18 protein-coding genes and 4 pseudogenes are annotated in these 20,122 nt (G+C 67.0%); 7 read left to right on the top strand and 15 right to left on the bottom strand.

Features of this window, described 5'->3' with window-relative positions:
* Nucleotide 1: 1 nt before the first annotated feature.
* The 4 genes from OHB09_RS15970 to OHB09_RS15955 all read right to left on the bottom strand — a co-directional run bounded on the left by OHB09_RS15970 (nt 2) and on the right by OHB09_RS15955 (nt 2,215).
* Nucleotides 2-820 carry a phosphoadenosine phosphosulfate reductase gene (locus tag OHB09_RS15970; protein WP_328922137.1) on the bottom strand — a complete coding sequence of 273 codons (819 nt, stop codon included), beginning with the start codon at nt 818-820 and terminating at the stop codon, nt 2-4.
* A complete protein-coding gene (locus OHB09_RS15965; protein ID WP_328922136.1) occupies nt 817-1,677 on the bottom strand; it encodes a protein spdB in 861 nt (286 codons plus the stop codon). Before OHB09_RS15965 ends, OHB09_RS15970 begins: the two co-directional genes overlap by 4 nt.
* Nucleotides 1,674-1,943 carry a DUF6284 family protein gene (locus OHB09_RS15960; RefSeq protein WP_328922135.1) on the bottom strand — a complete coding sequence of 90 codons (270 nt, stop codon included), beginning with the start codon at nt 1,941-1,943 and terminating at the stop codon, nt 1,674-1,676. The genes OHB09_RS15965 and OHB09_RS15960 overlap by 4 nt, the downstream gene beginning before the upstream one ends.
* A gap of 86 nt (nt 1,944-2,029) precedes the next feature.
* Nucleotides 2,030-2,215, bottom strand: coding sequence for a hypothetical protein (locus tag OHB09_RS15955; RefSeq protein ID WP_328922134.1), 186 nt, complete (start codon nt 2,213-2,215; stop codon nt 2,030-2,032).
* 415 nt (nt 2,216-2,630) lie between these two features.
* On the opposite strand from OHB09_RS15955, the gene OHB09_RS15950 reads away from it, so the two are divergent.
* Both OHB09_RS15950 and OHB09_RS15945 read left to right on the top strand, forming a co-directional pair.
* Nucleotides 2,631-3,389 (top strand): GntR family transcriptional regulator, encoded by a 759-nt coding sequence (locus OHB09_RS15950; protein ID WP_328922133.1) that lies wholly within the window; start codon nt 2,631-2,633, stop codon nt 3,387-3,389.
* 164 nt (nt 3,390-3,553) lie between these two features.
* Nucleotides 3,554-4,063 (top strand): AAA family ATPase, encoded by a 510-nt coding sequence (locus tag OHB09_RS15945; RefSeq protein ID WP_328922132.1) that lies wholly within the window; start codon nt 3,554-3,556, stop codon nt 4,061-4,063.
* Between the two features lie 154 nt (nt 4,064-4,217).
* Here the strand turns inward: OHB09_RS15945 and OHB09_RS15940 are convergent, their stop codons facing one another.
* The 3 genes and pseudogenes from OHB09_RS15940 to OHB09_RS15930 all read right to left on the bottom strand — a co-directional run.
* On the bottom strand, nt 4,218-5,507 hold the full coding sequence (locus OHB09_RS15940) for a Shedu anti-phage system protein SduA domain-containing protein (RefSeq protein ID WP_328922131.1): 1,290 nt from the start codon (nt 5,505-5,507) through the stop codon (nt 4,218-4,220).
* Nucleotides 5,508-5,672: 165 nt separating this feature from the next.
* Nucleotides 5,673-6,857, bottom strand: a complete 1,185-nt coding sequence (locus tag OHB09_RS15935) for a DNA cytosine methyltransferase (RefSeq protein WP_328922130.1) — start codon at nt 6,855-6,857, stop codon at nt 5,673-5,675.
* 401 nt (nt 6,858-7,258) lie between these two features.
* Nucleotides 7,259-7,897, bottom strand: a pseudogene (locus tag OHB09_RS15930) (site-specific integrase); the annotation flags it as partial.
* A gap of 8 nt (nt 7,898-7,905) precedes the next feature.
* Between OHB09_RS15930 and OHB09_RS15925 the strand changes: the two are divergent.
* A pseudogene (locus OHB09_RS15925) lies at nt 7,906-8,040 on the top strand (IS5/IS1182 family transposase); the annotation flags it as partial.
* Nucleotides 8,041-8,116: 76 nt separating this feature from the next.
* On the opposite strand, the gene OHB09_RS15920 reads toward OHB09_RS15925, so the two are convergent.
* From OHB09_RS15920 to OHB09_RS15905, 4 genes and pseudogenes are all read right to left on the bottom strand, one after another.
* A complete protein-coding gene (locus OHB09_RS15920) occupies nt 8,117-9,592 on the bottom strand; it encodes a SulP family inorganic anion transporter (RefSeq protein WP_191853910.1) in 1,476 nt (491 codons plus the stop codon).
* 5 nt (nt 9,593-9,597) lie between these two features.
* The gene (locus tag OHB09_RS15915) at nt 9,598-10,176 is read right to left on the bottom strand and encodes a carbonic anhydrase (RefSeq protein WP_191853909.1); all 579 of its coding nucleotides are present in this window, start codon (nt 10,174-10,176) and stop codon (nt 9,598-9,600) included.
* Nucleotides 10,177-11,563: 1,387 nt separating this feature from the next.
* Nucleotides 11,564-12,016, bottom strand: a pseudogene (locus OHB09_RS33310) (transposase); the annotation flags it as partial.
* 71 nt (nt 12,017-12,087) lie between these two features.
* On the bottom strand, nt 12,088-12,660 hold the full coding sequence (locus OHB09_RS15905; protein WP_328922129.1) for a helix-turn-helix domain-containing protein: 573 nt from the start codon (nt 12,658-12,660) through the stop codon (nt 12,088-12,090).
* A gap of 165 nt (nt 12,661-12,825) precedes the next feature.
* On the opposite strand from OHB09_RS15905, the gene OHB09_RS15900 reads away from it, so the two are divergent.
* The 3 genes and pseudogenes from OHB09_RS15900 to OHB09_RS15890 all read left to right on the top strand — a co-directional run bounded on the left by OHB09_RS15900 (nt 12,826) and on the right by OHB09_RS15890 (nt 15,902).
* A complete protein-coding gene (locus tag OHB09_RS15900) occupies nt 12,826-13,824 on the top strand; it encodes an alpha/beta fold hydrolase (RefSeq protein WP_191853907.1) in 999 nt (332 codons plus the stop codon).
* Between the two features lie 272 nt (nt 13,825-14,096).
* A pseudogene (locus OHB09_RS15895) lies at nt 14,097-14,773 on the top strand (transposase family protein); the annotation flags it as partial.
* 451 nt (nt 14,774-15,224) lie between these two features.
* Nucleotides 15,225-15,902 (top strand): DUF4232 domain-containing protein, encoded by a 678-nt coding sequence (locus OHB09_RS15890; RefSeq protein WP_328922128.1) that lies wholly within the window; start codon nt 15,225-15,227, stop codon nt 15,900-15,902.
* Nucleotides 15,903-15,999: 97 nt separating this feature from the next.
* Here OHB09_RS15890 and OHB09_RS15885 read toward each other — a convergent pair whose 3' ends face one another.
* Nucleotides 16,000-17,004: an NADP-dependent oxidoreductase gene (locus tag OHB09_RS15885; RefSeq protein ID WP_328922127.1), complete on the bottom strand. Its 1,005-nt coding sequence runs from the start codon at nt 17,002-17,004 to the stop codon at nt 16,000-16,002.
* 61 nt (nt 17,005-17,065) lie between these two features.
* Here OHB09_RS15885 and OHB09_RS15880 point away from each other — a divergent pair, with 61 nt between their 5' ends.
* Nucleotides 17,066-17,680 (top strand): TetR/AcrR family transcriptional regulator, encoded by a 615-nt coding sequence (locus OHB09_RS15880; protein WP_407077328.1) that lies wholly within the window; start codon nt 17,066-17,068, stop codon nt 17,678-17,680.
* A 105-nt stretch (nt 17,681-17,785) separates the two neighbouring features.
* On the opposite strand, the gene OHB09_RS15875 is transcribed toward OHB09_RS15880, so the two are convergent.
* The 3 genes from OHB09_RS15875 to OHB09_RS15865 are packed head-to-tail and all read right to left on the bottom strand — an operon-like array spanning nt 17,786 to nt 19,954.
* On the bottom strand, nt 17,786-18,373 hold the full coding sequence (locus OHB09_RS15875) for an MOSC domain-containing protein (protein WP_176944947.1): 588 nt from the start codon (nt 18,371-18,373) through the stop codon (nt 17,786-17,788).
* A 43-nt stretch (nt 18,374-18,416) separates the two neighbouring features.
* Nucleotides 18,417-19,712 (bottom strand): DUF2637 domain-containing protein, encoded by a 1,296-nt coding sequence (locus tag OHB09_RS33305; protein WP_407077327.1) that lies wholly within the window; start codon nt 19,710-19,712, stop codon nt 18,417-18,419.
* Nucleotides 19,709-19,954: a hypothetical protein gene (locus OHB09_RS15865; RefSeq protein WP_006141397.1), complete on the bottom strand. Its 246-nt coding sequence runs from the start codon at nt 19,952-19,954 to the stop codon at nt 19,709-19,711. Before OHB09_RS15865 ends, OHB09_RS33305 begins: the two co-directional genes overlap by 4 nt.
* Nucleotides 19,955-20,122: the final 168 nt, after the last annotated feature.

Raw genomic sequence — 20,122 nt, 5'->3', positions numbered from 1 at the left:
GTCAGGTCATGCACCAGCCGGAGTCGCAGCCGGAGTCCCATTCGTCGAACGGGAGAGTGTCGACGCCGTCGGGGATGGCCTTGCGCAGGGGGCGGTTGAACCGGGTGAGCCAGACGTGGTCTTTGCCGAGTTCGTCGCGGCGCCGGTTGAGGAGTTCTTCGAGCCGGCATGCGCGCTCGAACAGCTCGGGTTCGTCGCGGCGCATGTCGTGCCACGTCTCTGGCCGGTGGAACGGGCAGAACCAGCACGAGGATTTCGGCGGCACCGGCAGGCCCGCGGCGCGGATGATGCGGGCGCAGTCGATACGCCGGATACCGCGCTCCAACAGCGGGTACTCGATGCGCTCGTGCGGCTCGCAGCGCCGGTTGTTGGCCCGCTGGATCTCGTCCAGGCTGATGCCGATCCCGACGGTGGCCGGCGCGTCCTTGGTGGCGCCGCGCCGTTTGAGTTCGTCGGCGATAACCTGGATTTTGAACTGGGCCGTACAGGAGCGGGTGCCGGGGGCCCCGTTCGACATCCGCACCGGAATCTTCAACGACCGCGACCCCTCCCGGGTCAGGTCCTGATACAGCGTGCGGACCTCACCGGACCGCTTCATCACCCGGTCCAACACGACCAGCTCTATGCCGTGTTCTTCGGCGTAGGGGAGGGCGTACTTGTGCAGGTAGGCGAGGGTGCCGGGGTGCTCGGAGTCGTCCCCGACGTTCGCCATCAAGAACGTGCGGTAGTCCAGTACCCCCGTGGCCGCAAGAACCAGAGCGGCCGTGGACTGCACACCCCCGCCGAAGCTGAACGTCTTGACCTCCATGGCGCTGGTCATGCCGCCACCCGCTTCCACGCAGCCCGAAGACGCATCTCGGAAGCGGAGTGACCGGCGGCCCGGAAGCGGGCGGACATCTCCCGATACGACAGAGCCGGGGTCTCGCTGTGCCGGATCTCGTCGACGACAACGTCCAGCGCCTCATCGGTGAGCGGCGCGGCCTCCAGCGAGCGGACCGTGAGCGGCTCCGTCGGTCCCCACACCGGGAGCTCCCACCGGGGCGTGACGCCGGGTGTGACGCGGCTCGTCACGCTGGTGAGCGCCCTTCCGGTGTCCTCGCCGGCGCGGGCCGTCTCCAGCGTCGACCACGCCGACGAGAGCGTCTGTGCGGTCCGTGCCTGGACGCGTGCGACGCGCGCACCGGCGTCCGTCACGGCCGTCAGCCGCGTCTCCTCGGTGGTCGCTTCCGCCCGGAGTCGGGCGCGGGCCACGGCGGCCTCGTCGCGCGCTTCCTGCTGAATCCCGCGGATCGCGTCCAGGGCGACGGGAGTCAGGGCGGTGCGCTCCCACAGGCCGTGGACCAGCCACAGGGCTTTGGCCGCGATCGGCAGCCACGCCACCGCCAGCCACGCCCCGACGGCATGGTCGGCGGTCAGGGCGTGCGCGACCAGGACACCGGTGGCGAGGAGTCCGAAGGACCAGCCGACGGCGGTTACGGCCCGGTTGTGGTCGCCCTGGGCGGCGAGCCGTCGTTCGTAGGCGAGGGTGGCCAGCCATCCCCCGTCAATCCCGAGACCCACCACCAGAGCAACCAGCCACGGCATAACCGGGCCCAGCCACATCACCACCACGGCCAGCGTGAGCACCATGGACACGGCCGTCATCGCGACGGCGGGAAGTATGGTCTTGGCCCTCACGCGGCACCCCCGGGAAGGCTCGCGGCGGCGCCGCTGTTGAGGAGGGCGACGCGGGCGGCGAGGGCGCGGCGGCGGGCCCGGCGGATGCGCCGGTTGTCCAGCTCGGTCGGGGTGCGGTCCAGGGTGACGATGTGCGCGTCCAGCAGCTCGACGTCCGCCAGGATGACGGGCATCTCCTGCTCGATCGCGTCCAGCTCGGCGTTCGTCGGCTCCATGAAGTCGGCGAACGCGGTAACGGCGTCCTGAACAGTGACGATGTGGTCCATGGGTCGTGGTTCCTCTCACAGGTGAACGGCCCGTCGCGGCTCCCGGGGTGCCACCCGGGGGCCGCTCGCCGCTTTCGGGGTGTGGGTCAGTAGCTGCCGGTGATGCGCAGGCTGAGGGCGGGCTTGTTCAGGCTGCGCAGGTCCCGGCGGATCACGGACAGCGCGTCGGCCCGGGTGATCGGGTGGTCGAAGTGCGCGGTGTCGTTGATCTCCTCGCGCTCGCCCGTCTTCAGGTCGGTCACGGTCGCGGTGAACGTGAAACTCCAGCGCATGGCAGTCCTCTCAGACGAAGGGTGGAGACGGCCCGGTGACCGGGCGCCCGGCTCCCCTCGACGCTGCACGTGCGAGACGTGCAGCGGAGGCAACCGGCCGCAACCCTTGAGCTGCGGAAAGGCTGAACGTGCGTGCTGTCTCCTTCGGGAACACGAGCTCCCGTTTCAGGCCTATGGAGACATGACCTTTCGGTCTAAGCCGTCCCGAATGACAAGGGTCGGGTCCGCCCTCGGCCCGCTCTGTCCCGGGCCCCTTGGCCTCGAATACGCCCTAAATCAGGGCGCATTGAGGTCCGGCACCCGCTAGTCGACCGAACCGACCGGCGGGCACATCCCTAAGGTTCCCTAGGGTTCCCTGCGGTGTCAAGCAGTAAGCTAGGGAACCTCAGGGAAGTGACGACAAGGAGCGGACGACATGGCAGGCCAGGCCGACAATCGGGCGCCGTACGCGAAGATTGCCGCCCACTACAAGGAGCTGATTACGTCTGGTCAGCTACAGCCCGGGACCCTCTTGCCGAGCATCAAGAACCTCTCGGAAGAGTGGAAGGTGAGTACGGCGACAGCCGAGAAAGCCCTGCGCAAGCTGCGCAATGAGGGGCTTATCCGTGGCATCCACGGCATCGGTACCGAAGTGCTGGACCTGCCGGCTCCGATGTCGTCTGGGGCGCAGCGGCAGGACCGGGGACGCCGTACAGGATCTAGCTGGGGGGCAGGTGAACGGTCCGACTCGCACCAGGCGGCCGTGGTGCCCGCGCCCGATGAAGTGGCGCAAGCGCTGGACGTTCAGCCCGGCTCCGACGTGGTGCGCCGTAGCCGCGTGTACAGGGACCGGCACGGCATCGTTGCTCACAGCACGTCGTGGATTCCCGCTCGGTACGGGAAGCTGATCCCTCAGCTAGCAGTAAGCGAGCGCCTGACCGACGGGACCTCACTCCAGCTCATCGCCCAGGCGACCGGCCACCCGATCAGCCACCGCGTCGATACCGCCTCAGCCCGTCTGCTGACGCCGGAGTATGCGCGGCTCTTGGAGCTAGACCACAACGACCCGCCAGCCGAACCGGTCGTCGTGATGACAGCCAAGTTCGTCGATAGCGAAGGCAACATCGTGGAGTACGGCGTGGACCTCGGAGGGCCCGGTCGGACATGGCGCACAGAATCGGAGGTCTCCCCGTGACGGCCGTGGATGACACGCTCTTTAGCGTGCTCGAAGACCGCCTAGGTGCACTGCTTGCGTCCCGCAGGGCTGGCACAATTACGTCGGAAGCCGAAGCGGAGATAGCTGCTATCTCCCGAACCATTACGAGACCGATGCCCCCACACTCGCCGTTCTGTGTCCTGATGGCCGGACTCCCCGGCTCCGGAAAAACGACTCTTTCCCGTGCTCTCACCGCTCGCGGGTTCCTCAGGCTATGCCCGGACGAAGAGATGTTCCGCCGGCATGGCGTCTATGGAGTGGACTTCCCCAGAGGGGTCTTCCCCACCCTTGAGAAGCCAGTTCTCGAAGACGTTGCAATCGATCTCGCGGAGCAACTCAAGGCGGGGCGCGATGTCGTTGTCGACCACGGATTTTGGACGCCGGAGGACCGGGCTAGATGGCGATCTATCGCCATCGACGTCGGCGCGATCCCTATGCTTGTCTATCTCGCGGCCAGCCATGAAGAACTTTGGGAAAGGATCAGCAAGCGCAATGAATTCCACGCAAACGATCCAAACTCGATCTACTTCTCGGAGAGCGACCTGCAGCGATATCGTAACCGATTTATCCCTCCTCAAGCAGGCGAACCGCATGTGTTGTACAACGGTGACCCTGCGGTCGTAATCGCGGCTTTGAACACCATTCGCTCGTGATCATTTGAGGTCAGCCGGACGCTGCCTCGTATCGCGCAATCTCGTTCGGATCCATGCGCATCGGTTCACGGATAAGGGTGTGAACGAGCGAGGTTGGAGCGCACTGAATGGTTCTCTGGCTAGGGTGAACAGACCGCGATCGCTCCGCAGACTTTCAGAAGATGGTTTCCTCGCCCTCTGCTTCTTGGCTAATTTCTGGGGCGCTGGATCGTTGACCGGGAAGGTCTGTATGGTCGGCCGATTCGGAACCAGCAGATTCCTCCTCGAACTTCAGTGATCTATCTGCGGCATCTAGCAAGTCGGTCCACGTGACAACCTCGATGCGGTTGATCAGAGCGTTGTATGTCCTGATGGCCTGGTCGATTGTCTGCCTAGTCGCTGGGCCGAGATTCAACCTAGTATCAGCGGGAATATCTACGTGATCAGGGTTTCCAATCACCACCGTTGCCCGCGCTCGACACAAGTCATACTCGATTCCATTTCTCCTGTAGTAGGTTTCCATAGCGGCGCCAGCCTCATCGAGGTCGCGGAGGTAGTTCATTGCCTGCCCTACCGCCTTATGGACTTCCTTGCCGGGGATCAAATGGGATCTCTGGCGCTCTACAAGTTTCGTGATATGTGACCCCTTGAGCTCGACGATATGAATCGATCCATCCGCACAAAAAAGAGGGATGTCATATTCGTCCATGGGAATCAGGGAATTTCTCTCAGATACGCCTGTGTACCTACCGCCGAAGATCCAGTAGTGACCCTTTACCTTCCTGTGTAGGTCGCGCTCCGTTGTTGATGGATCGGCAATCATTTCCTTCAGTTCAGCGATAATTGCCCTTCTGCGTGCAACGACCGCAACTTCTGCCGCTGAGAGTCCGATGTCACTCTGCATCACACTGGCGAGCATGTTGCTAAGGTCGTGCCACTCGGAGAGGGCCGATCCCATTACGGAGCCTGTGATTCCCAGGCCTTCGAGGTACTGAATGGCGTTACTGGCGGCAAAGTCTTCACTCATCGGAATTGCCTGATGAGGTGGAGCGCCGAAGATGCTTGAGAGTTTTGTTAGTAAGGTTTGGCCGCGAGGGTCAATAGAGAGGGCATAACCCCCGATGGGGTGCCATTCGATGCTTTCCTCGCTGGCTCTCTGGAGCAAGAGGACCGGCTTGCCGGTTCGCTCCACGAAACTGCGTGCCGCTCTATGGGTTGCCGGGTCTTCTGTTCGCCGCTTGATCAAGGCAATTACGACGTCAGATTTCAGCGCACCGGTTGACTGGGATCCTCGAACGCTTAAATTTCCGGCTTTGCTGATATAGGTGATATAGACTCTTGTTGCGGCTACGCCAATCAATTGCCCGACGAATTTCCGTGCCGCATCGTACTTGTGAGCGGACGGAGCCTCGTGGTTCGTGTCCAGCAACTGCCAGAGATGTGCCAGGTTTTCCTCAGGGGTCATGCCTTGATCTTAGGGAGTCTCGCATCCTTTCGGGCAGGCTTTCCGTCACTCCTGATCGGCAGGTATGGCGGCCTAGCTCCCTGCCCGCGGAGGGCAGGGAGCTAGGGAAGTGCACTGGGCGATCTGGGCGTGAGGTCTGATCTCTAGCTCATGCCCAAGGTGGAGTCAGGAGACCGGTACAGGTTCAGCCATCCACTCGGCATGCAGCTTCAGGGCCTCAGAGAACGCCTCTGGGTAGCGGAGTCGGCTCTTGAGCAGCCGACCATGGAAGCCTGCCGTCGCACGGAGGCTCAACGGAGCAGCCTGCTGGACGTCGACAACATCCAGAAGGTGCCGATATGCCCTCCGCTCTGGCCACAAGCTCACTGGTGCAGCCCACCGCTGGGTTGCGTCGCCCCAAGCGGCTGTTGGCCAGCGCATCCCCTTTGGGAGGATGATCTGGCCGGTCTCGTCATATACGCCTGGGTTGAGGAGTCGTTGCCCCAGCCATTGGGAGACACCGACGGTGACAGCGTTACCCACCAGCTTCCACCTGACTCCAGGCTTGGCTTTCTGGAGTGCGGCCTCAGTCCAGCCTCTGGGGAATCCTTGCAGGGCTTCGGCGTCCTCGATGCGTGGTGTCACGATGGCTCGTCCGGGCTCGGCTCCCGGGATCCACATGGCCGGGGACGACGGAATGCCTAGCCCGGAGCCCCCCTTGAGGGTAGGCAGGGCGTCCTGGGCCCACCCCAAGCCGGTGTTTCCTTCTGTCCAGTAGAAGCCGAAAGCGTCCCCCCGGTAGTCGCTCTCGGGGCGCTCGTTGGCGTCATCCGCAAAAAGCACAGCGCAGGGATCTTCCGTGCGTGAGGCAACGAAGATGACCCTCTGGCGGCGCTGTGGTACGCCAGTAAAGCGCGAGTCAACGAGACGATATGCCCACGTGTAGCCGAGTCGCTCAAACTCGCTGACCAGGTACTCCATGGCCGTGCCGCTGTCGAGCGCGAGCATGTTCCGCACGTTCTCGATGACCACCCAACGGGGGGAAGCGTCATCCAAAAGCTTGATGAGGTGCTTGACCATCCCGGACGCTTCTCCGTGGATGCCGGCTGTGCGGCCCGCCTGTGAGAGGTCAGTGCACGGGAAGCCAGCCGTTACTACGTCCACGTCAGGCAGCGACGCCAGGGTCTGGATGTCGTCGTGCAGCGGAATGCCCGGAAAGCGGTGTTCCAGGACGGCTTGTGCGGGTTCCCACCACTCGCAGAGGAGCTTGGTCTGCATGCCTGCCGCCTGGAGCCCAACTTCGACACCACCGATGCCGGCGAACAGCCCAGCAACAGTCAGCGGGCGAGTGGCGGCGTCGGGGTTTGGCATGGTGACGATGATCCCACGTCCTTTCGAGTGCGAGTCACAGTTTCTCCTGTGCCTCGATTGATGAGCGATCTGGGTACGTGCTTCGGGGCAGCACGGACTCACGGCGCAGCCAAGACAGCGGCCTTCGGGTGGGCAGGGGGGTGGCTACCTGACATCAGCGAGTGACATCAACAGGGGCGTACAACTGTGGACGCTGGCGGATACGGCTAGGTATGGAGCGGAGGTACGCTCCGCGTCTGACCGCCGCTCACCAGTCACCCGTAAGCGGCGCACCCGCCTACGGATCAGAAGGTTGCAGGTTCGAATCCTGCCGAGTGCACACAGGTCAAAGGCCCCGGAGCGATCCGGGGCCTTTGACGTTGCGGGGGCGTACAGCAGCGAAGTACAGCAACGGGCATCGACTAGTCGGTGCCGCTCCCGCCCATCGCCTCGGACAGCTTCCCGCGCGCGGCCCGCACCTCCTCCTCGCTCGCTTCGGCGTACACCTCCATCGTCATGGCGATCTGCGAGTGCCGCAGGATGCGTTGGGCCACCTTCGGATGCACCTTCAAAGCGACCAGAAGCGAGCTGCACGTGTGCCGGGTGTTCCGCAGCGGGATCACGCGGAGGTCGGCGCGGCGAGCGCGCAGGGCGGACATGCGGGTCAGGTTCCCCGGCTCGATGGGCGTCCCGTACTTGGTGGTGAAGACCAGGCCGCGGGTGTCCTGGCAGAGCTCTCCGGCCGCCTTTCGGTCCCCGGTCTGCTGAGCGCGGCGCATGCGGAGCGCCTTGAGGCAGAACGCGGGCAGGGGAAGGAAGTCGTCGGACTCCTCGGTCTTGGTCTCACGGTGGAGGATCTGACGGCCCGCCCGCTGGATCTGGTGATCCACATACAGCTCACCCGTCTCGAAGTCGATCGACTTCCAGGTGAGCCCGAGGACTTCACCCCGGCGAAGGCCGAGGCAGAGGACCAGGACCCAGGCAGCGAACAGCGGATCGTCGCGGGTGAGCGCGTCGTCCAGGAAACGGCCGGCCTCGACGACGGACCACGGCTTGATCCGACACGACTCCCCACCGCGGCCGCGACTTCAAGCCCCAGCGCCTGCACGCCGACAAAGCCTACGACGGCGCCGACCTGCGCAGATGGCCCCGATGGATGCCCATCGGCGTACGCATCGCACGCAAAGGCACCGAGTCCAGCGAACACCGAGAGGCCCTGATGTTCCATGACCGCTTTCCGCTCCGGGATCACGGAAGGTCCCGGAGCGGAAGACGCTGCACTACGGGGCGGAAACCTGCACCGGTACCGTGACCCGCACGGGTGCTGTACCGACCGCGCTGTGACGCTCGGCCCAGTTCTCCAGGGCCGTACGGCAGGCGTGGTCCAGGTGGTGCAGACCGGAGAGGTCAAGTTCCACGGGGCGATCCTGGGGCAGCGACTCCAGGCTGTCGAGGATCTGCGGCAGCCTGAGGAAAGTCGCGTTGCCCGACAGGTGGGCCTGGATCGGGCCCGCGCCCTTGTCGATGATCTCCAGCCTGAGGTGCGAGGCTTCCCAGGCGGTCTTGACGACCGACAGGGCCAGGCCGATCAACACACCCTCGAACATGTTCACCACGACGATCGAGACGGCGGTGGCCACCAGAATCAGCGCCTCACCGCGGTGGCCGCGCCACAGCGACACGATCTCCCGGAAGGGGATCAGCTTGAAGCCCGCGTGGACCAGGATGCCGGCGAGCGCAGGCAGCGGAATCAGCGCCAGCATCGAGGGCAGTAGGGCCGCGAACAGAAGCAGCCACACACCGTGCATGACCCGGGACGCCTTGGTCCTCGCGCCCGCCTGGACATTGGCGGAACTGCGCACGATGACTGCGGTCATGGGCAGCGCGCCGAGCGCGCCGCACACAGTGTTGCCGACGCCCTGGGCCATGAGCTCCTTGTCGTACTGGGTGCGCGGACCGTCGTGCAGCCGGTCCACGGCCGCGGCGCTGAACAAGCTCTCGGCGGAGGCGATCAAAGTGAAAGCGATGATCGTGCCGAAGAGGGCGGGGTCGGAGAGTTCGCCGATGGCGTCCGTGCCGGGCGGCTGGATCGAGGCCAGCAGGCCGTTCACCTCGACGGTGGTGACGGAGAGGCTGAACACCTGGGTGACCAGGGTGGCAAGCAGGACCGCGGCGAGCGCACCGGGCACGGTCTGCGCCTTACTCGGCAGCTTCTTCCACAACATGAGCACCGCGATGGTGCCGGCGCCGACGGCAAGCGAGGTGAGGGCTGTGGTACTGCCGAGCGCGTCGACGACGGCGCCTGGCAGGCCCAGGATCTTGTCGAGTCCGGAGGCGGGGGCCTCCAGACCGGCCGCCGAGTACAGCTGGCCCGCGATGATCACCAGGCCGATGCCGGCCAGCATGCCCTCGACGACCGAGACTGATATCGCGCGGAACCAGCGCCCCAGTTTCAGGGCGCCCATGACGAGCTGAATCAGTCCGGCGACCAGCACGATGACGCCGAGCGCGGGTAGCCCGAACTCGTTCACCGCCTCGAAGACGAGGACGGTCAGGCCGGCCGCGGGTCCGGAGACCTGGAGGCTGCTGCCCCGCATCAGACCGGTGACGATGCCGCCGACTATGCCGGTGACGAGGCCGAGTTCGGCCGGGACGCCGGAGGCGACAGCCACTCCCACGCAGAGCGGGAGCGCGACCAGGAAGACGACCAGGGAAGCGGCGAAGTCCTGCCGCAGGTGAGGGTGTTTGGTCAGCATGGCGATCACAGACCCTCGAACGCGTCGGTCTCGGTGCGGTGGACACGCACGGCGCCCGTATGCACCTCGTAGTACCAGGCGTGCAGCATCAGTTGGTCATCGGCCAGCTTCTTGTCGATGAACGGGTAGGACCGCAGGCGTAGCACCTGGGCCAGGACGTGGTTCTGCACGCCCTCGGCCACTTCCGGATCCTCGATCGTGCCGGACGGGCGCGGGGTGGCGTGGTTGAGCCAGTCGCGTACGGCCGGGACAGCGTCCAGGTCGTCGCCGCGGACCAGGGCGCCGACGGCACCGCAGTGTGAGTGTCCGCAGACTACGATGTCACGGACGCCCAGCACCTCCACGGCGTACTCGATGGTGGCCGCCTCGCTGGTGGGGTGCTGTGAGGCGTAGGGGGGAACGATGTTGCCCGCGGTGCGCAGCTCGAAGAGCTCGCCCGGGCGGGCGCCCGTGATCAGAGCCGGGATGACCCTGGAATCCGAGCAGGTGATGAACAGCACCTGGGGGGACTGGCCTTCGGCCAGCTTGGCGAACTCCTCAGGGCGCTGTCCGAACGTGCGGGCGTTGTCGATGAGGGGCTGCATCTGGGGACTCCTCCTGGCGCGCCGACGGGCGCGTCGGTTGACAAGACAGGTGGGGGGAACAGCAGTGGGGCACTGCTGTGCTGTCAGCAGCGGAACACCTGAAGCGCCGCCAGGGCGGGAGCTGTCGAGGGTCTCGGCAGGAGGAGCTCGCCTGGTGCCATCCGCTCGGACGCGGCCGTCGGCTGCTCGGCCGGCAGGGGACGTCCGGGCCCCTGAGGGGCGAAGTCGACGGCGCGGTGGCGGTCGCGGGTGCGCAGGGGGCCCGTCGGGTCCCCTGCGTAGTTGCAGTGGCGTTTACCGGGGGCCTCGGCGCGTGCCGCCTTTCCGGAGGGCTTGGCTCCACTCTGATCTTTGGCCTCAGCGTGATGGCCAGAATGCGCGGTTGCGAATCCCCCGGAGGCTGCGAAGAACGGGAGCGCGAGAAGGACGGCAGTGATCGCCGTTACCACCGTCCGCGCCGTCGCACCTCGAAACACGCACCCCCCTCTCGCTAGGTCACACCTTTGCTCCAGGCCAAAAGTTGTTCAATAGCAGGTCAAGAAACAGCCTAGCCCGGCAAAGTCGTTTGCTGGGTTAACTCAACGTTCCCAGCTGAAGAGAGGCTGAAGTCCGAGGGATCGCTGACGCGAACTGGCCCTTGACGCCCGAGGCTTCGACGTGTTTGAGGGAGTTGCTCCCAGCTTGGGCGGCGTCGTGCCGTCCCGGATGACGTAAAAAGCGCCGGCGCGGAGTGCAGTCAGAGCGGCCGATGTGTGTCGTCACCATCGCACAGCAGTCGTTCGAGCTGTTCCCGTTCCATGACCACCCCCCTGTCAGGGTGCTGCTGTACAGCGACCTCAGCAACCGGCAAGGACCACTACCGGTCGCCAAGCCCTTCCCTGCAGCCTGTATGACCTCCAATGACCGTTCTTCTCCAGAGCTACGGATCAGAAGGTTGCAGGTTCGAATCCTGCCGAGTGCACACAGGTCAAAGGCCCCGGATCACTCCGGGGCCTTTGACGTTGCGGGGGCGTACAGCAGCGAAGTACAGCAACGGGCCCGAGGGCGAGCCCGTTGCTGACGATCGGCTGCTACTGCGTCTGCATCACCGCCACCATGACGGCTGCCGCGAGGGCCAACGCCGGCACTGCCGACGGATGCTCCTTGGCGACGTACGCCACGAAGGCGGCGCACCCGTCTCGAAGTCGATCGACTGCCAGGTGAGCCCGAGGACTTCACCCCGGCGGAGGCAGAGGACCAGGACCCGGGCGGCGAACAGCGGATCGTCGCGGGTGAGCGCGTCGTGGGCCCGCACGGCCGCCGCGCTGCACGGCCTTCGTGGAGGTCGACGTCCGACCAGCGCACCCGAGCAGTTCCCCGCGCCGCAGGCCAAGACCATGTCCTGCATGGTCAGTTTGAGGAACCGCTTGTAGCAGCAGAGCGCGGATGCCAGTCCGAGAAAGGCCAGGTAGTTGCGGGGGTGGCGTTCGTAGCGGTGGTTGAGGCGGCGGTATCCGGTGAGCCAGGACATGGTGCGTTCGATGACCCATCGTCGACGGCCGAGTCGCTCGCTGGAGTCGATGCCTTTACGGGCGATGCGGACGCCGATGTGCTTGCCCCACAGCCATTGCCGCAGGTGAGGGATGTCGTATGCCTTGTCCGCGTGAAGCCGCACGGGCTTGGAATCGGTCGCGTGGGATTCGTGTCCCATGTGGAAGTGGGACAGCATCGGCTTCAGGGCGAGGCTGTCGTGGGTGTTGGCTGCGGAGGCGCAAAGGGATGCGCACTCACTGTGCGTGCGTGTCTGGCACGCGCCGCGATGATTCGGCTTCCGTCGTGCTGTTGAGTACCTCGCCGCCACCCGCACCAACGGTGGCGGTCTGCGCGTCGGCCGTGAGTAGGGCCATGTTGATCGCCGCTGTCACGGTGTTCTCAGATGTCTGTGATGTGAACTCGTTCGCCTTGCTGTCCGTAAATGGCGATGGTCTCTGCGGGAATGTCATCCCGTGCGTTGCCGATCCAGTGAGCGGCGTTGGTGTCGAACTCCGCGGCTTCTCCTGCCGTCAGCACAGTCTGCGTCCCGGTGAGGACGAGTCGGACCGCCCCGTGAAGCACGTAGAACCACTCTCGGCCGGGGTGCCTCTGGAGCTTCGGCGGCGAGAGCTGCGAAACAGGCGGATAGATCACTTTGTATGCCTGCACGCCACCGTTTTTTACGCCCAATGGGACGAAAATCATGCCATGTTTGCGAAAGGGTCGCAAATGTACCCGCGGATCGCCCGTGGCGGGTGCGGCCACGAGTTCATCGAGTGGCACGGAGTATGCGCGGGCAAGCGGCAAAAGCTGTTCCAGAGTGGGACGAACGTGCCCGCGTTCGAGCCGAGAGATGGTGCTCGGTGTGAGCCCGGTGCGTTCCGCCAGATCAATCAGGGTGATGCCGAGAGCCTTGCGGAAGTGCCGCAGCCTCGGGCCGATGTTCTGCAGGACTGCTTGATCTTCCGTCACAGGACGGCTCCTTCACTCGAACCCAGTCGGGAGAGGACTTTTGCAATCCTGCAAAAAGAGTGTGCAGAACTGCAAGTCGCGCTTGAAGCTTGTGGCATGAAACTGACCCGGAACCAGCAGTGCCCTCCTCGTCGGCGCTTGCGCCCCCTTCTCGGAGCCGGCGCGATGACCCTTGCGCTCGCTGTCGGCACTACTGTCGAGTGGCAGTCGCTCGACGGGATCGCGACCCCTGCCGCCGCCTCGTCGGCTGGGTCAGCGGCGTCGTATGACGCCGCAACGAAGCACGACACAGGGTTCAACGCGGTGTTCACGCACGAGTTCGCGAAGGTCCGCGGTGTGCGCATGCATTACGTCACGGGCGGCGAGGGCCCGGCGTTGGTGCTGCTGCACGGTTGGCCGCAGACGTGGTACGAATGGCGGAGGGTCATGCCGGCTCTCGCAAAGCACCACACTGTTTATGCCCTAGATCTCCCTGGCCTCGGCGACAGCGAGGGAAGCCCCGAGAGTTTCGACAAGAAGACCCTGGCACGTTACGTCCACGGTCTGCTGCATGACCGGATCGGACTTGACAGCTTCGACCTGGTCGCGCACGACCTCGGTGGTGGAGTCGGATTCCAGTACGTCTCGCAGTTCCCTGACCAGGTGAAGTCCTACGTGCACATGGACTATCCGCTTCCCGGGCCGATGCTTCCCGCCGCGCAATACCGAACCTTCTCCTGGCACATGGCCTTCAATAGTCAGCAGGCCATTCCTGAGAAGCTCATCGACAACCCCAGCGATGTACGTGAGTACCTCACCGCGTTCTATCCGCAAGTCGCCTACGGCGGAACGGCGTTCGGCGGCAAGAGGACGCGATCCCCCTTCACCGAAGCGGAAACGAACGAGTTCGTCCGCACTTACAGCCGCCCGGACGTACTCCACGCAGGATTTGAGCTCTACCGCAACCTGGACAAGGATGAGCGTGACAACACTGCGGCCGCGCGTGTTGACACCCGCACGCTTCTCCTCACGGCTACCGGCCTGCTCGCCAGCGCCCGGCCGACCCTGGATCCGATGCTGCGTAACATCACGCGTGCCGTCGAGATTCCCGAAGCAGGCCACTGGCTCGCGGAAGAGAACCCCGAGGCCGTGGCGCGTGAAATCCTCTCGTTCACCGCCGAGTGAGCTTGTCGTTCAACGACCGGCGTCGAACGTGGTCCGAACTCGATCAGCGTTTTCGCACCTCAGCGGACACGCAGGTGGCCTCCGGGACTGTAAATCGTTCGGTGTAACTCCCGATCACGGAGGATGCATCGATGACCAGTGAGAACGCGGCTGAGCCCAAGGCCGTTTAGCCCTCGAAGACTGAGCTCTTTCCAACCTGCCCCGCTGTAGGGGTGGTTGGGGTGACAGACAGGTGAAGCCCCTGGTAGACGGGTTTTCGCCAGAGGCTTCGTGTGCTTGTCTACCCGTCGGGCGTCGACGTGTCCAGTTCCGCCCTGCGCTTTCCGTCCGCCGAGCTCCGTCAGCGCCGCCAAGAACTCGGTACCCGCTGGCGGCGCCCGAGTGCCGGCCGTCAGGCCCTGCCCGCTCTCGCCCATCTCCGCAACGGCCACCCGTATGCGCAGCTCGCGGCCGGGTTCGGCATCGGGACCATGACCGCGTACCGGTACCTCACCGAGGCCGTCGAGGTCCTGGCCGCTCTCGCGCCGACCCTTACGGAAGCGATCCGGACAGCATCGTCGAAGGCGTTCGTGCTGCTGGACGGGACCCTGCTGCCGATCGACCGGATCGCCGCGGACCGGCCCTGTTACTCGGGGAAGCACAAGAGGCACGGGATGACGTGCAGGTCATCACCGATCCCTTCGGCCGGCTGCTGTGGGCCTCACCGGCCCTGCCCGGAGCTGTCCACGACGTCCGCGCGGCCCGCGAACACGGCATCGTCGACGCCCTCGCCAAGGCCGACATCACATGCTGGGCCGACAAGGGCTACCGAGCTGCCGGCGGCACGGTCCGGATCCCGTACTGGGGGCGCTGGGAGATCCTTTCCATCGGTCAGCAGGCGGTGAACCGGTCCCACGCGAAGATCCGCGCCCTCGTCGAGCAGGCCATGGCCACCCTCAAGTCCTGGCGGGACCGCCCGATCCTACGGATCAGAAGGTTGCAGGTTCGAATCCTGCCGAGTGCACACAGACCGAAGGCCCCGGAGAGATCCGGGGCCTTCGGCGTTGTGAGGGCCGCGCGGCATGTCGAGGCGGATGTTCGGCGTCATGGAGGCGTACGGGCAGGCTCATGCGGCGCAGCACCCGGGCGCGGAGGTGTGCGTCGTCGAGACGGTTCATGCCCGGATGGTCACACCTGGCCCCGTCCGAGGCCCCGGGGTGGGCCGGGGCCTTCGCGGTAGTTGTCCCCGGGGGCCGGGCGCGCACACATTCGTGACTACGTCACCGGTCTGTGACGGGGCTGTGCTGGAACGGCTCAGGGGCAACGTTCGAGGTCATGGACCCCTCATAGTGATCGAGTACCCACCGGGGGGCCGGAACGGATCCGGTCCCCGTCATCTGCTCAACACTAGGGGGAACCCCATGTCCGGCAACCGTCGCAAGGCTCTGCTCGTCTCCGTGGCCATCGTGAGTGGCGCCATGCTGATGACCGCGTGCCAGGACGGGGACACGAGCGGGGACGTCAACACGGACACCAGCGCCTCGCAGGGTTCCTCCTCGTCCGGCAAGACGGAGGGCAAGTCCGCCGGTTCGGGTGAGAAGGCGGCGAGCAGCGGTCAGAGCGCCGGCAAGACCGACAAGGGTGGCCAGAGCGCGGACGGTTCCGGGGCGGACACCGGTGACGGCACGCGGGCGAAGGTCGAGCAGACCTGCGGCGCCAACGACATCTCCTGGAGCACCAAGGCCGAGACCCAGGCCGGTGGTTACATCCTGATCACCGCCAAGGCGAAGTCGGGGATCACCTGTTGGCTGCCCGCCGCCCTGCCGACCGTGGCCTTCGGCTCCGGCGGCACCGAGGCCGGCCCCGCGGAGCAGTCCGTGGGCAAGCAGATCAAGCTCAGCGGGGGCACCGCCGCCTACGCCGGGGTGCAGACCAAGACCACCAACAGCAACAACGGCGTGGAGTACGACTCCCTCATCGTCGGTGTCGGCAAGAACGACCCCAACCCGGTCTCCCTGCCGGTCGACTCGATCACCGTCGACAAGCCGATCGTCACCAACTGGCACACCGCCCCCGCGGACGCCGTCCCCTTCAACTGACGGACCCACCACGCGAGAGGCTCCCGGTGATCACCGGGAGCCTCTCGCGTCGTCCGGGGAGTCGTCTCGGGAGTCGTCCGAGGGTTCGCCCGGGGAGTCAGAGGTCGATGACGACCTTGCCCCGTACGTGGCGGGCGGCCTGGAGTTCCGTCGCACGGCGGATCTCGTCGATCGGGAAGGTCGCCGCGACGGGGACCCGCAGGCGGCCCGCCGCGATCAGCGCGGCGATCTCCTCCAGGGCGCCGGGAGCGGCGTTCGCGCCGTTGGCGGCCGGGACGCCCTCGATCTGCGCGGCGATGGTGCAGATCCGGGCGTCGGGCACGCCGAGTTCCCGCGCGGCGTGCACGGTGTCCACGCCGTGCAGGTCGAGGACGGCGGTGATGCCCTCGGGGGCGAGTGCGCGGACCCGGTCGGTCAGGCCGTCGCCGTAGGTGACCGGCTCGGCCCCGAGGGAGCGGAGGTGGTCGGCCGAGGCCGCCGAGCCCGTGCCGATCACGCGCGCTCCGGCGACCCGGGCGAGCTGGACGGCGAAGACGCCCACTCCGCCGCCGGCGCCACCGATCAGCACGGTGTCGTCCGGGCCGAGGCCGAGGCCGAGGCCGGGGTTGGAATGAGCGCCGGAGCCGGAGCCGAGCACGGCGAGGGCGGCGGCGGCCGTGCGGCCCGCGATCGTGAGGGTGGCGGCGGTGCGGTCGTCCACGCCCTCGGGGGTGTGGTGGACCTCGTCGGCCGCGGTGTCGCCCCTCGCGTCGACCACCACGAGGTCGGCGACCGCGCGGGACAGGGCGCCCCCGAACACCCGGTCGCCGGGGGCGAAACCGGTCACCCCCTCACCGACCTGGTCGATCACCCCGGCGTAGTCGGTCCCGAATCCGACCGGCAGGGTCAGGCCGAACCGGGCGGCGGTGTCCGCGTCGGCGGTCATGACCCAGTCCATCGGGTTCAGGCCGGCCGCGGTGACCCGTACCCGGACCTGGCCGGGGCCGGCCTCCGGCGCGGGGACCTGGTGGACCTCCAGGGCCTCGGGCCCGCCGAAGGAACGCAGCCGGACCGCCCTGCCGCCGCCCTCGGACGAGTGCCTGCTCTCTGCCTGTGCCTGCATGTGCGCCTGTCTCCTCGGTGCCGACGTGGGGGAACGAGAAAACGGACTATGCTCCGTTTCCATGAACGACCGTAGCACAACCGGAGCGCGTTCCGTTTCTGGTCGAGTGTCGGGGGAGACCCGCGCGTCACGGGCGGACGCCGTCCGCAACCGCGAGCAACTGCTCGCCGTGGCGACCCGCGTCTTCATGTCGGCCGAGGCCGAGCCGTCGATGCGCGCGATCGCCAGGGAGGCCGGCGTCGGGATCGGCACGCTCTACCGGCACTTCCCGACCCGCGAGTCACTCGTCGACGCCGTCTACCAGGACCAGGTCGCGCGGCTCACGACGGGCGCCCGGGAGCTGCTCGACGAGCTGTCCCCGGCCGGGGCGATGCGGCGCTGGATGGATCTGTTCGGGGACTGGATCGCCGCGAAGAACGGCATGCTCGACACCTTGCTCGTGATGATCGAGTCGGGGGAGATCACCCATGCCCACACCCGGGACGAGCTGCTGACGGCCGTCACCGTGCTGCTCGACGCGGGCCGCGCGGCGGGCGAGCTGCGCTCCGACGTCACCGCGGAGGACATCGCCGCCTCGCTCATCGGCATCTTCACCGTGGCCCCCCGCTCGGGGCGGGGGGCCGACGCCGGCCGGCTGCTGAACCTGCTGGTGGACGGCCTGCGGCCCGTCCGGTGAAACAGGGCCCCCGACGCCGAGGAACCGCCGAGGGACGGACCGCCGCGAGGTCGCCGACGGACCTCGGCGAGGCCGACGGACCGCCGCGAGGTCGCCTAGGGACCGTCAGACGCGGTCCAGGGGGCGGTGGGGGCCCGTGGGGAGTTCGGCCGTGAGGGTGGCGCCGGGGTGGACCGTGCCGCCCTGGCGGACCACGCCCATGATGCCCGCCCTGCGGATCAGCCTGCCGGACTCGTCGCGGCTCACCACCCGCTTGAGCAGGCCGTCCTGGAAGGCGTCGATCTGGACGCACGGGTTGCGCAGGCCCGTGACCTCGACGATCGCCTCGTCACCGAGGTGCAGCAGGGTGCCGACCGGGAGGCCGAGCAGGTCGATGCCGCGCGTCGTCACGTTCTCGCCGAGCTCGCCCGGGGCAACCCGGAAGCCGTCCTCGGCGACCTCGTCGAACAGCTCCTCGTGGATCAGGTGCACTTGACGCAGATTCGGCTGGGTCGGGTCCTGCGCCATCCGCGAGCGGTGCTTGACCGTGACGCCCGCGTGGACGTCCCCCTCCACCCCGAGCCCCGCGAGCAGCGTGATGCTCTCCCGGTTCGGCTTCGTGAACGAGTAGACGCCGTTGCTGCTGACGGCGGTCACCGTTCCCTCGAGCGTCTTCGCGACGGTGTCCGCGGGCGTGGTGGTGGTCGTGTCCATGGTTGCCGGTTCCCCCCGCTCGACAGTGTGATCGAGTCCGAGCCTAGCTCCGCCCGGCCGCCGGGGCGGGCTTCCGTGACGCGGACGCGGACGTGGAGGACAGCGAGGACGCGGAGGGCACCGAGGACGAGGGCGAGTGCGAGGGGGCCGAAGGGGGCCTCGTGGCCGCCGACGGCCGGGGAGCCGTTGGCGGTTGAGCAGCCGGAGTCGGCGCCGGGGCGGGGGCGGGGCGCGTGCGGTGGCGGGGGGTCGCCCTGCGGGGCGGACGGGTCAGGGTGATCTGGCGGACCAGCTGCTGGAAGCAGGCCAGCGAGGCGATCCCCGGCAGCGCGGCCGCCGCCGTGTCGATCACCGTGCGGGGTGCCTGGACCACGCACATCAGCACCGCCACACAGGAGAACAGCAGCACCACCGACCAGGCGTGCACCGCCCGCCGCCGGTGCAGCGCGGCCCGCAGGACGGACAGTGAGGCCACCGTCCACGGCCCGTAGACCAGCAACGGCCACCACGAGACGAAGCCGCTGCGCGTGTGGGTCAGGGCGACGAAGCGCAGGGGCTCGTAGGTGACCATGCCGCTGAAGACGCTCACCATCGACGCGACGACCGCGGCCAGTGCGGCGAGGAGACGGCCGATGCGGCCGATCGTGCTCCGCGGCGGGCGCTGCCGGATCTTCCGGTGCTTCCGGGGGACCTCCCGCAGCGGTGGGAGTTCCACCGTGATCTCCTGCAGTTTGCCCATCGGGGTGCCGGGGTGCGGGGTCTTGACCGAGGACTCGTCGCGCGGGGACGGGACGGAGGCCACGGAGACGGCGGAGGGAACGGCGGCCACCGGCTCGGGGGCGGGGGCCGACGGGGCGTAGGACGTGTACGGGGGGTGGGGGTACGGCGTGTACGGGTTGTACGGGCCGTACGGTTCGTAGGGCTCCTGCCGCTCCTGCCGCTCGTACTCCGCTTGCCGCTCGTATTCCTCCTGCCGTTCGTACTGCCCGTACTGCACGTGCGGTGCGTACGCGCCGTACGGTTCGAACCGCCCGTACGGCTCGGACTGCTCGTACGGCGCGGACCGGCCGTACTCCGGGGCCTGAGGGGCGGGTGGCGCGGGGGCGAAGTCGTCCGCCCGCGCGTCGCGGAGCAGGTAGGCGAGTTCCTCGGCCGGGTCCCAGCTCGCGTCCGGCGGGACGAGCGGGGCGGAGAAGGTGTCGGACGGAGCGGAGAAGGCCTCGGGCGGGGCCGTGAAGACGTCGGCCGGGGCTCGGTGGCGCCCGGAGCCTGCCGGGGGGAAGGCGTGGGAGTGGCCGGTGGTCCGTCGGGTGTGGTGGTCGGCGTGCTCCTCGTTCATGACAGGGTCCGCGGGGCCCGGTGCGCCCGGGGAAACGCGGACCGCGTTCCCGCGCCGATCCAGCGCGGTTCGAGATCGGCCTCCAGCCGGCCCATCGTGTCCAGGAAGCTCCGCAGCAGGGGTTCGGTCACCCGCAGGGCGACGGGCAGTCCGCCCCTGGTGAGGGTGCCGGTGGCGCTGGTCGGGGCGTGCGGTGGGGCGGGGGTGTAGGTGTACGGGCCCATGGCCACCGAACGTGCCAAGGCCGTGCCCTCCCGGCCCTCACAGGGCACGAACAGGCCGAGGGACCTTCCTTTGATTGCCCTATTCATGCCTCGCATAACGCCACCTTTCTGTGGCGGATGCGCGGCGAACGGGTGAAGGATTTCCTCGATAAGTATTTAATCCAGAGGTCATTTCCGCGAGTGCCG

Origin of the sequence: Streptomyces griseoaurantiacus (assembly GCF_036189845.1) — a bacterium.
Taxonomy (GTDB): domain Bacteria; phylum Actinomycetota; class Actinomycetes; order Streptomycetales; family Streptomycetaceae; genus Streptomyces; species Streptomyces griseoaurantiacus.
This window is presented reverse-complemented; position numbering and strand designations above follow the sequence as displayed.